General features: G+C 33.2%; 12 protein-coding genes. 9 read left to right on the top strand and 3 right to left on the bottom strand.

Annotated features, from left to right (window positions below; genetic code table 11):
• Window positions 1-57: 57 nt before the first annotated feature.
• The 7 genes from rlmN (at window position 58) to dnaG (ending at window position 8,129) form a co-directional block, all read left to right on the top strand.
• On the top strand, window positions 58-1,098 hold the full coding sequence (gene rlmN / locus ACFS5J_RS07150) for a 23S rRNA (adenine(2503)-C(2))-methyltransferase RlmN (protein ID WP_379811394.1): 1,041 nt from the start codon (window positions 58-60) through the stop codon (window positions 1,096-1,098).
• 34 nt (window positions 1,099-1,132) lie between these two features.
• Window positions 1,133-2,113: a polyprenyl synthetase family protein gene (locus tag ACFS5J_RS07145; RefSeq protein ID WP_379811393.1), complete on the top strand. Its 981-nt coding sequence runs from the start codon at window positions 1,133-1,135 to the stop codon at window positions 2,111-2,113.
• Between the two features lie 105 nt (window positions 2,114-2,218).
• On the top strand, window positions 2,219-2,788 hold the full coding sequence (locus ACFS5J_RS07140; RefSeq protein WP_379811392.1) for an RNA polymerase sigma factor: 570 nt from the start codon (window positions 2,219-2,221) through the stop codon (window positions 2,786-2,788).
• On the top strand, window positions 2,775-3,461 hold the full coding sequence (locus tag ACFS5J_RS07135) for a hypothetical protein (RefSeq protein ID WP_379811391.1): 687 nt from the start codon (window positions 2,775-2,777) through the stop codon (window positions 3,459-3,461). Before ACFS5J_RS07140 ends, ACFS5J_RS07135 begins: the two co-directional genes overlap by 14 nt.
• Window positions 3,462-3,491: 30 nt before the next feature.
• Window positions 3,492-4,604: a cell envelope integrity protein TolA gene (locus ACFS5J_RS07130; RefSeq protein ID WP_379811390.1), complete on the top strand. Its 1,113-nt coding sequence runs from the start codon at window positions 3,492-3,494 to the stop codon at window positions 4,602-4,604.
• 170 nt (window positions 4,605-4,774) lie between these two features.
• Window positions 4,775-6,058: a hypothetical protein gene (locus tag ACFS5J_RS07125; RefSeq protein WP_379811389.1), complete on the top strand. Its 1,284-nt coding sequence runs from the start codon at window positions 4,775-4,777 to the stop codon at window positions 6,056-6,058.
• Between the two features lie 94 nt (window positions 6,059-6,152).
• On the top strand, window positions 6,153-8,129 hold the full coding sequence (gene dnaG, locus ACFS5J_RS07120; protein ID WP_379811388.1) for a DNA primase: 1,977 nt from the start codon (window positions 6,153-6,155) through the stop codon (window positions 8,127-8,129).
• Here dnaG and ACFS5J_RS07115 read toward each other — a convergent pair.
• Window positions 8,126-8,755 (bottom strand): LuxR C-terminal-related transcriptional regulator, encoded by a 630-nt coding sequence (locus ACFS5J_RS07115; RefSeq protein ID WP_379811387.1) that lies wholly within the window; start codon window positions 8,753-8,755, stop codon window positions 8,126-8,128. The two genes, dnaG and ACFS5J_RS07115, sit on opposite strands and share 4 nt — an antisense overlap.
• Window positions 8,756-8,835: 80 nt before the next feature.
• Window positions 8,836-9,642, bottom strand: a complete 807-nt coding sequence (nadE, locus tag ACFS5J_RS07110; protein WP_379811386.1) for an NAD(+) synthase — start codon at window positions 9,640-9,642, stop codon at window positions 8,836-8,838.
• Window positions 9,643-9,743: 101 nt separating this feature from the next.
• Here nadE and gldB point away from each other — a divergent pair, with 101 nt between their 5' ends.
• Both gldB and gldC read left to right on the top strand, forming a co-directional pair.
• Window positions 9,744-10,700, top strand: a complete 957-nt coding sequence (gene gldB / locus ACFS5J_RS07105) for a gliding motility lipoprotein GldB (protein ID WP_379811385.1) — start codon at window positions 9,744-9,746, stop codon at window positions 10,698-10,700.
• Window positions 10,700-11,029, top strand: a complete 330-nt coding sequence (gene gldC / locus ACFS5J_RS07100; protein ID WP_379811384.1) for a gliding motility protein GldC — start codon at window positions 10,700-10,702, stop codon at window positions 11,027-11,029. The genes gldB and gldC overlap by 1 nt, the downstream gene beginning before the upstream one ends.
• On the opposite strand, the gene yihA is transcribed toward gldC, so the two are convergent.
• A complete protein-coding gene (yihA, locus tag ACFS5J_RS07095) occupies window positions 11,030-11,650 on the bottom strand; it encodes a ribosome biogenesis GTP-binding protein YihA/YsxC (RefSeq protein WP_379811383.1) in 621 nt (206 codons plus the stop codon).
• Between the last annotated feature and the right edge of the window lie 16 nt (window positions 11,651-11,666).

Below are 11,666 nucleotides of genomic sequence, written 5' to 3'. Positions count from 1 at the left end.
GTGCAAAATTACAAATAACCAAATAACCAAATGGACAAATTAACTTAAATTTGCAACATGCAAACGATAAAAAAAGATATCCGATCTTTAACAAAAGAACAATTACGCGAATTTTTTGTTTCCAATGGAGACAAAGCTTTTCGTGGCAATCAAGTTTATGAATGGTTATGGAGTAAACGTGCTCATACTTTTGAAGATATGACAAATGTTTCAAAAGAAACACGAGCTATGCTAGAAGAAAATTTTGTAATCAATCATATCAAAGTAGATACCATGCAGCGTAGTTCGGATGGTACCGTAAAAAATGCGGTTCGTTTGCATGATGATTTAATCGTTGAATCGGTATTGATACCAACAGAGACTAGAACTACAGCTTGCGTCTCAAGTCAAGTAGGGTGTAGTTTGGATTGTAATTTTTGCGCAACGGCACGTTTAAAGCGTATGCGTAATTTGAATCCTGATGAAATTTACGATCAAGTGGCAGCCATAGATAGTGAAAGTCGTTTGTACTACGACAGGCCATTGTCGAATATTGTTTTCATGGGAATGGGTGAACCTTTGATGAATTACCCTAATGTTATGAAAGCAATAGACATGATTACTTCTCCTGAAGGATTAGGAATGTCGCCAAAACGTATTACAGTTTCGACTTCAGGTGTTTCCAAGATGATTAAAAAGATGGCGGATGATGATGTGAAATTTAAGTTGGCGGTATCATTGCATTCGGCAATTGAAGAGATTCGTAATGAAATCATGCCTTTTACCAAAAGCTTTCCGTTAACAGAATTACGTGAAGCTTTAGAATATTGGTTCAAAAAAACAAAAAGTAAAATCACATACGAATATGTAGTGTGGAAAGGGATTAATGATGACAAAAAGTCAATTGATGCTTTGGTGAAATTTTGTAAGTATGTGCCATGTAAAGTAAACCTGATTGAATACAACGCTATTGATGATGGTGATTTTCAACAAGCCTCAGAGCAGGCTACAAATGATTATATAGCAGCTTTGGAGAAAAATAATATAGTTGTTAAAGTAAGACGTAGTCGTGGAAAGGATATTGATGCAGCTTGCGGACAATTGGCAAATAAATCATAAATTATACTGAAATTTCAGTATTTTTGAAACCAGCATGAAAGTCGTAGAACAAATCAAACATCCTATATTCTTAGAAATGGAACTTTTTGAAAAAAAGTTTCAAAACTCGATGTCCTCAAAAGTTGCACTTCTTAACCGAATTACCCATTACATTGTCAATCGAAAAGGAAAGCAAATGCGACCAATGTTTGTTTTCTTAACGGCTAAAATGGTTTCGGGAGGTGAGGTAAACGAACGAACATTTCGTGGCGCTTCAGTAATCGAACTGATTCATACTGCAACTTTGGTACACGATGATGTAGTAGATGATAGTAATAAACGTCGTGGATTTTTCTCGATTAATGCACTTTGGAAAAATAAAATAGCTGTTTTAGTAGGTGATTATTTATTATCAAAAGGCTTATTACTTTCAATAGATAACGAAGATTTCGATTTACTAAAAATCATTTCGGTTGCTGTTCGTGAAATGAGCGAAGGTGAATTGCTGCAAATTGAAAAAGCCCGTAGACTCGATATTACAGAGGAAGTGTATTACGAGATTATTCGTCAAAAAACGGCGACATTAATTGCGGCTTGTTGTTCGTTAGGAGCCTGTTCGGTAGCGCCAGAAGACAAAGATACAGTTGAAAAGATGCGTAAATTTGGAGAGCTTATAGGTATGGCTTTTCAAATTAAAGATGATTTGTTTGACTACACGGATGATGCTATTGGTAAACCTACGGGAATCGATATCAAAGAACAAAAAATGACTTTACCTTTAATTTATGCGTTAAACAGTTGTTCGCCTAAAGAAAAAAGTTGGGTTATAAATTCGGTTAAAAACCACAATAAAGATAAAAAGCGCGTAAAAGAGGTAATTCAATTTGTTAAAGACAAAAAGGGATTGCAATATGCTGAAGAGAAAATGATAGCCTTTCAGCAAGAAGCTTTAGCGTTAATTCAAAACTTCCCCTCATCACCTTACAAAGAGGCATTAACTTTGATGGTTAATTATGTAATTGAAAGGAAAAAATAATTTTTTTTCAATTCGGTACAACCTTTTTTTTACCATTCTCGTCTCTATAAATAGAACGCATTTGTAGAGCATATGAAATTGATTTGAGCGTATTAAAATTTCAAGATGAAGGTAATCAATTTACATCAAGAAGAACGACAATTAATTGAGCAAGCTGTTGCAAACAATAGACAGGCTCAGCAACAATTGTATGCAAAATTTTCTCCTAAAATGTTAGGAGTATGTAGGCAATATGTAAGTGATTTGCATCATGCTGAAGATGTTATGATAACCGCATTTATGAAGGTTTTTACCAACTTGAATAAATTTGAACATAAAGGCAGTTTTGAAGGTTGGATTCGTCGAATTATGGTCAATGAATGTATTGATTTTATTAGAGTAAAGAAAAATGTTTTCAAGCATCAAGATATTGAAGAAGGTGTCACTTTTGGAAATGTAAGCGATGAAGACTTAAATGATTTTTCGGTAGATGACATTCAGTTGTTAATTGATAAATTACCTGATGGCTGTAAAACAATTTTTAACCTTTATGCTATAGAAGGGTACAAACATCAAGAAATTGCTACGATGTTGAATATAACGGAAGGAACGTCAAAATCTCAATTGGCAAATGCTAGAAAATTACTGCAAAACCAAATTAACCAACTAAAACAAACGCAGAATGGAACCAAATAATATCGAAAATAAAATAAGAGAAAAATTGGGGTCTCGCGAAATTAATCCATCCGAAAACTCTTGGGATCGACTAGACGCTATGTTAACGGTACAAGAACCGAAAGGACCAAGGAAGAGTTATGTTATGCTATATGTTGCGGCGGCTTTTTTTCTTGTTTCTGGAATTGTTGTATGGTTTAATTCGAATACAACTACTGAGATTATAACGAATGCAACTCCGGTAGTAATTGCACCTGAAACATTGCCAGAAAATATTCAAGAAATGAGTGTTGAGAATAATGTTCCTAAAGCGGAAGTAGTGAAAGCTATTAATACAACTAACGTGATTTTTGAAAAGACAAGAATAGCCAAAGTCGATACAGAAGAGAATGTTGTTCAAGAAAATGAATTCAATAAAAGTAATATTTTGACAAAAGAGCAATTAACAAAGGTGAAATATCAATATGTGACTCCAGAGCAACTTTTGGCAGCTGTTGATGTTGTAACCACAGATAGCACAATTGAATTGAAAAATGAAACAAAAGAAGTGCCAAAAGTAAAAGTTAATTCAAATGCGCTATTAACTGCTGTAGAGTCTGAAATTGCAATCGAATATAGAGAAAACAGCTTTGATCGTATACAACGTAATTTGAACGAAGTGAAAGCAGCTTTTGCAAATAGAAATTATAAATAAGAATCATCATCAATCAAAAAACAAACAGTTATGCAAAAAATTATTTTTTACACAGTAATAATGTTCATCACGTTTATTACTAAGGTAACAGCTCAAGAAAAGAGCTTTGAGAAACAAGCGGGCGAAATAGCAAAAAATATTGAAACAATTACTACTGAAGAAAAGCAAGCGCTTAAGATAGAGGTTGAAGCTATTGAGAAACAATTGGAAGAAGGAAAGATTACTGCTGAGCAAGCAAAAGAGCAAAAAATGAAAGTTGCAGAGCAACATGCAAAAAATATTGAAACGAAAGTTGCACAAGAGCAAATAAAACTAGAACAATTAGTTCAAGCTAAAGTTGATGGTAAAGTGATTGCTGATACGATTTCGAAAAAGAAATTTAGGGAAGTTAATTTAGTTTTTGGTGTTAGTACTGAAGATGTTGATGAAAACGAAACTGAAATTAATCTTTCATCAATGAAAGTGTATAAAGGGAAAGACGATTATATAAGAAAAGTTTCGAAACGTACTACATCTCAAATTGTTTTTGCAACAGGATTAAATAATCTAATTACTGAAGGTCAAAGTTTAGAAGATTCGGACTATCGTATGTGGGGCTCTCATTTTTATGAATGGGGATTAACATTAAATTCGAGAATACTTAAAAATCACAATCTATTACATGCAAAGTATGGCTTGTCGTTAATGTATAATAATTTGCGTCCAACGGATAATCGTTATTTTGTTAAAAATGCCAATCAAACAGTTTTGTCAACCGCAACTATTGATTTAGATGAATCACGTTTTCGTAATGTGTATCTTGCTCTTCCTGTTCACTTGGAGCTTGACTTTTCTCCTAAAAGAGTTGACGATAAAGGGAATGAGTATTTTAGAACACATAAATCGTTTCGTTTAGGTCTTGGAGGATTTGGGGGATTGAGATTAAAATCAAAACAAATTTTAAAATATGATCAAGACGATTTAAAAGTAAAGGATAAACAAAAAGGCGATTTTAACGTGTCTAATTTTATTTATGGATTAAGTGGGTATATTGGGTATCGGGCAACCAGTTTATATGTGAAATATGATTTGAACCCAATGTTTAAACACAATGCAATTGATCAGAATAATATTTCATTTGGAGTTCGATTTGACATCAATTAAAATTTGAATAGTTAATGAAAAAAGGGCTTTCTCGAATGAGAAAGCTTTTTTGTTTGCGTGAGTTGATGTTTTATTAATAAAGTAGGTAAATTCTTAACGTTTGGTTAAATTTAGGTAGACCTTAGGGTAATGTAGACACGGTAAATTTGGGCAATTAAAAAAATGAAGAAATGAAAAATCATGCCTTTACCGTTGTCTTTTTTTTATTGATAGGGACTTTAAATGCTCAGGAAGCAAAAGGAATTGTTGGGGAATCAAATTGGTTTAATAATTGGACTTCTTTTGATCCTAAAAATGAAATATATAGAGAGCCTACACAGGTTATCGATAGTATTATAACTACAGATCTTGTGCTCAGAAGAAATTATACTTATTTATTGAAAGGTGTAGTTTATGTTACGAATAATGCAGTATTAACAATTGAGCCGGGTACTGTAATCCGTGGCGATTATAATACATGTGGGACATTGGTCGTTACTAAGGGAGCGAAATTAATAGCACAAGGGACAGAGTTTGAACCAATTGTTTTTACATCAAACAAGGAGTCTTATAATAAACGTCCGGGTGATTGGGGTGGTATTATCATTTTAGGTGATGCACCTATCAACAAGTTAGGTGGTATAAGTCATTTGGATTTCAATTTAGATCGTAAGTATAATCTATTTGGGGGGAACAATGCGAGTGATAATTCAGGAGTATTAAAATATGTTCGTATTGAATTTGCAGGGAGAAAGTTAAACTCTTCAAAGGAGTTAAATGCTCTGTCTTTAGCCGGAGTTGGTAATCAAACTGAAGTTAGCTATGTACAAGTAAGTTTTTCAAATGATGATTCTTTTGAAGGTTACGGAGGAAACTTAGCTATGAATCATTTGATTTCGTATCGCGCAACGGATGATGATTTCGATTTTACTTTAGGAGCACAAGTTGATATCAAAAATTCAATTGCTGTACGATATCCTTTCTCGTCAGATATTTCAGTATCGAGATGTTTTGAAATTGATTCATATGATAAAATTGATAATTTCGATTTTAATAGAAATCTTACCAATGTAAAAGCTTCCAACATGACGTTGGTAAACAATGAGTCCAATATGCAAGGATTAGTAAATGAAGCTGTTTTTGTTGATGAGAATAGTTTTTTTACGCTAAACAACTCTGTAGTTTCTGGTTTTGATTCATTTATGAAGTTCAATAAAAAAGTTATCGAAGACAAACATTTGGATAAAATAAAAGTTGCAAATATAACCGTTCATAATTGTGAAAATAATGTTGTATCGGAAACAGGATATGATGCAGAGTCACAATTGAAAAATTGGGCTAAAATGAATAGTAGTGCTGTTAATTTGTCAAATGCAAAAGGGGTTGATATTTTTATAGATTCGAATGTTAAGCATAGTCCTGATTTTAGATTAAAGCAAAATAATACATCAGGTTACTCTATTTCTTCGAAGTAAAAAGAAAGTTTTATTTTTAAAAGCATAGCGTAATTCTCTTTACGAATACAACATTAACTTTGTATCTTTGAGACTTAACTAAGTATAGGTACAATTGATTTCAAAGGCTACAATAGAAAATGTATTTGAAGCTGCTCGTGTAGAGGAGGTTATAGGTGATTTTGTTCAATTAAAACGTTCGGGAAGTAATCTTAAAGGCTTGAGCCCTTTTGTAGATGAAAAGTCGCCTTCGTTTATGGTTTCACCAGTGAAACAAATCTGGAAAGATTTTAGTTCTGGGAAAGGGGGAAATGTTGTGACTTTCTTAATGGAGCACGAACATTTCTCTTATCCCGAAGCTGTAAAATATTTAGCTAAAAAATACAATATTGAAGTTGAAGAAACCGTACAGACAAATGAGGATTTAGCAGTTGCTAATGAAAAAGAAAGTATGTACTTGGTTTCGGAATTTGCAAATAATTTTATGCATAATACCCTCTTGAATACGGAAGAGGGAAAGGCAATCGGACTTACCTATTTTAAAGAACGTGGCTTTACTTCTGATACCATTAAGAAATTTAGTTTAGGGTATTCTCCTGACAGTTGGGATGCTTTTACCAAAGAAGCATTGGGTAAAGGTTACAAATTGCAATATCTTGAAAAAACAGGCTTGACTATTGTAAAGGAAGATAAACAGTTTGATCGTTTTAAAGGGCGTGTGATGTTTCCTATCCAGAGTATGAGCGGTAGAGTGCTTGGTTTTGGTGGTCGTATATTGACTAGCGATAAAAAAGCAGCTAAATATGTTAATTCACCCGAGAGTGAAATTTATCATAAAAGTAAAGTACTTTACGGAATTTACCATGCCAAACAAGCAATAGCCAAACTTGATAATTGCTTTTTGGTAGAAGGTTATACCGATGTTGTTCAGTTTTACCAAGCTGGAATTGAAAATGTAGTTGCGTCTTCAGGAACCGCATTGACACCCGACCAAATTCGATTGGTAAGTCGTTTGACTAAAAATATAACGGTTTTATTTGATGGAGATGCCGCTGGTCTTCGCGCATCTATTCGCGGTATCGACCTTATTCTGGAAGCCGGAATGAATGTAAGGGTTTGTACTTTTCCAGATGGAGAAGACCCTGATAGTTTTGCTAAAAAAACACCTTTGAATGAGTTAACGGCTTATTTGGAAAATAATGCTAAGGATTTTATTCAGTTTAAAGCATCATTATTGATGAAAGAGGCGAATAATGATCCTATAAAAAAAGCGGATTTGATTCGTGATATGGTGGTTAGTATTTCTAAAATTCCAGATCGTATTAGACGCGAAATTTATTTGCAAGAATGTTCTCGAATTATGGATATTTCTGAGGATGTGTTGTTTAATACTTTAGCACAATTAGATAAAAAAGATCTGTCGGAAGCAAATAAAAAATTCAAAGAAGAGCAGAAAGCATTTGAGATTGTTCGAAATGAGAATCAAGCACAACAGTCTAAAATTGATATTCAAGATGAACTAGAGCGAAAGATTATCGAAATTATCTTACTATACGGAAATGTTTCGGAGGAGTTTGAAGATGTATTGTTGAAAGCAAATGAGGAAGGGGAGTTGATTGAGGTTAAAGAAATGAATACGTACAAAGTATACCAACGCATTTTTTTAAGTTTGCAAGAGGATGAGATTGAATTAGCAAACCCACTGTTTCGAGCGATTTATACCGATTTAATAAATTATTTCAATCAACAGGAAACCTTTGAAATTGAACAATATTTAATGCAATTGCCTCCTGAAATTGAACAAGAAGTTGCGTCTATTTTAATGCATGAAGAGCGAGAAGTTTTGCACAATTGGGAATCTCAACAAATTTTGGTAAAACAAAAGGAAACTACTATAGCGCAATATACTACAGAAACCATTTTAACCCTAAGATGGTATTGGGTTAATAAAATTATTGAAGAGTTAAAACTATCCTTAACACAAGAAGTGAAAGAGGATAACTCTGAAACCCTTTCTATGGTTATGGATTACCTAGGCTTAACGAATGTCTTTTCGAAGCGTTTAGGTCGTGTTATGAGTAGGTATTCTTAAATGATATCTAAACTTTTGGCTTTGCTCAATAAATCAACAAGATTGGTTACGTTTAGTTTGGCTAAAAGTCTCAATTTATATGTACTTATCGTTTTTTCGTCTAGACTTAAAATTTCGGCAATTTCTTTGTTTTTCTTTCCATCGTTTAAATAACGTAAAACTTCAATTTCTCTGGTAGAAAGTTTTTTGTACAAACGATCTGCTTTTTTGCCTTTACTTAAAAGTTCAATATTTTTCTTAACATCATCGCTAAAAACCACTATGCCTTGTTGTACCTTGTTAAGCGTGTCTTCAAGCGCTTTTAATGAGGTGTTTTTTTGTATGTAGGCAGAAACACCTGCTTTTATTGCAGTTGGCGCGTACATTTTCTCCGAAACTGCAGTAAACAAAACGAATTTGGTTTCATTGTGGTCTTTGATGAGATTTTTTATATCCCTTATACTTGTAATCCCTTCTAATTCTAAATCGATTATTGCAATGTCAATTTTTTTTGACTGAAGAGCACTTTGTAATTCTTCAAATGTAGTACCTGTGGCAACTATTTCCATTTGGGAGTTGCCACTAAAGTATGACTTGATTCCTTGAATTACCACCGGATGATTGTCTGAGATACAAACTTTTATCATGACTTTGAATTTTGGTTAAACGAACAAGTATATCCAAAGTTAATAAAAAAAAATGTAAATTCTTGTTAAATATTTAGTAATTATTTTAAATTTTTAGGAATTTCACATACAGGTATAGGGTTCATTTTGTGTTGGTTAATGGTGTTTAGGCGTTTGTAAATTTTAAAAACTTGGGCTTCTCTTCCTACAAAATCGTTTTCAGTTTTACCTGCTTCAAATTGCTGCATTGCCAGTTCTAATTCATCATAACTAGCGCCAATTTGCATTTCATCGGTTAAGTCATTTTCATATAAGCCATCAGAAGGTGCAGCGTTTAAAATACTTTCTGGAACGTCTAAGTGTTTCGCTAATAAACGAACTTCACTTTTTACCAAGTCAGCAATAGGACTGATGTCAACACCGCCATCTCCGTATTTAGTATAGAATCCAACACCAAAATCTTCGACTTTATTTCCAGTTCCGGCTACTAGTAAACCTCTAATTCCTGCATGATAATATAACGTTGTCATTCTTAAACGCGCGCGAGTATTGGCCAAAGTAATGTCAAGTGTATTTCTGTCGTTATTTTGTTCTACTTGGTTCGTAAATGCATCAAATACAGGGGTTAAGTCAGTGCGAATGTCTGAAACATTAGGAAATCTGTTTTTCAATTGTGTAATGTGTTCAACGGCTCTGTTTACGTGACTTTGATGCTGATGAATTGGCATTTCCACACAAAGTGTTGCCAATCCTGTTTGCGCACAAAGTGTTGAAGTTAAGGCGCTATCAATTCCTCCAGATATTCCTACAACAAATCCTTTAACTTTTGCGTTATTAGCATAATCAAGTAGCCACTGAACAATATGTTGATTTATTTCCTCAGATTTGAATGTATTTGAATTTGTCATTTTTTTAAGAAAATTTGTTAGGGTAAACAGTATATTTGCAGCGTTTAATTTACGCTGATTTAGAATCTAAAATTTATATAAAATTATAAAAAAAAGCCTTTATGAAGAAGCTTTTCCTATTATCCTTAGTCGTTTTGTTTTTTTCTTGTAAAAAAGAGACTCCTGAAGATTTGGCAATCAAAGAAATACCTGTTGAATTCAAGATTGAACGTTTTGATAAAATGTTTTACGAGTCGGAGCCAGAAGATTTAACAAGTATTAAGTCAAAATACCCATTTTTCTTTCCTGAGGGCAATGAGGATACGGTTTGGATTAATAAAATGCACAATCCTTTACTTCAAGATTTGTATAAAGAAGTAAAAATAAAATATACTAATACAAGTGATTTAGAAAAAGGTTTGGAAAGTTTATTTGCGAGAATTCAATACTACTTTCCAAGTTATAAAACACCACGTGTAATAACCTTAATTAGTGAAGTTGATACTGACGCTAAAGCAATTTATGCAGATTCAATCGCTTTGGTTTCTTTGGATTGTTATTTAGGAGCGGAACATCGTTTTTATGTTGATTTTCCAGAATATCAACGTGTAGGCTTTAATCAAGACCAAATTTTACCTGATTTGGTAACTAGTTTTTCTTATGGAAAAATAGCACCACCAGTTAACAAGTCATTATTGGCTTTAATGGTGTACTATGGTAAAGAACTTTATTTAAAAGATGTTTTGTTGCCAGACGTTACTGATGCAGCTAAAATTGCCTATACTGACAATCAAATTCAATGGTGTAAAGAAAATGAGTTTCAAATGTGGAGCTATTTTGTGGAAAACAATATTTTGTACGAAGCAAATAATAAAAATGAATTCCGCTTTATCAATGATGCTCCTTTTTCTAAGTTTTATTTAGAGATAGACAACGAATCACCAGGGAGAGTAGGACAATGGATAGGTTGGCAAATTGTAAGAAGCTATATGGAGCATAATAAAGTATCATTAGATCAAATGTTGGCTACTGATGCAAAAACTATTTTTGAACAATCACGATATAAACCAAGAAAATAATGGCAAATATTACCTCAGAAATTAAATTTCTAGTAGAATTAGATGAAAACAGAGTACCTGAAAAATTAAGCTGGTCTGCACAAGACGGCGGTATTGAAAATGAAGAAGCAAAAGCGATGATGTTATCTCTTTGGGATGCAAATGCTAGAGAAACAATGCGAATCGATTTATGGACAAAAGATATGCCGGTTGATGACATGAAGCAATTTTTTCACCAAACGTTAGTGGCTATGGCAGATACTTTTCAGCGCGCTACCGATGATGAAAAAATGAGTGCTACTATGCGTGATTTCTGCGATTATTTTGCGGAAAAATTGGAGTTGAAATAACTATACGAAATTTTCGTTTTTGAACATTTGGTCGTTAATATCGCCAATAAAGTTCAAAAGCTCATCCCTTCCAGTGCTTTCTAATGATGAGGTTACAAAATGTTGCGGCATTTCTTCCCATCCATTAGCAAGCACTTTCTTTTTGTAAGCTGCAATATTTTTTTGTGCTTGTACTTTGCCTATTTTATCTGCTTTTGTGAAAACAATACAAAACGGAACTTGTGCTTCACCAAGATAATTGATGAATTCCAAATCGATTTTTTGAGCTTCCAAACGTATATCGATTAAGATGAATGCACATACCAATTGTTCTCTGGTTTCAAAATAATCAGTAATAAACTTTTGAAACACTTCTTTTGTTTTTTTAGATACTCGAGCGTATCCGTATCCAGGTAAATCGACCAAATACCAATTTTGATTAATCTTAAAATGGTTGATCAATTGCGTTTTTCCTGGTTTTCCAGACGTTTTTGCTAAATTTTTATGGTTGGTAAGCATGTTTATAAGTGAGCTTTTTCCAACATTGGAACGTCCAATAAAAGCGTATTCTGGAAGTGGCTCATTCGGACATTTTTTTACGTCTGAATTACTTATAATAAACTCGGCACTGTTAATTTTCATCTTGATATAAAATAAA

Source organism: Flavobacterium chuncheonense (assembly GCF_042686145.1).
Classification (GTDB): domain Bacteria; phylum Bacteroidota; class Bacteroidia; order Flavobacteriales; family Flavobacteriaceae; genus Flavobacterium; species Flavobacterium chuncheonense.
Note: the sequence above shows the minus strand (reverse complement) of the source record. Positions and strands in the feature narration are given on the sequence as shown.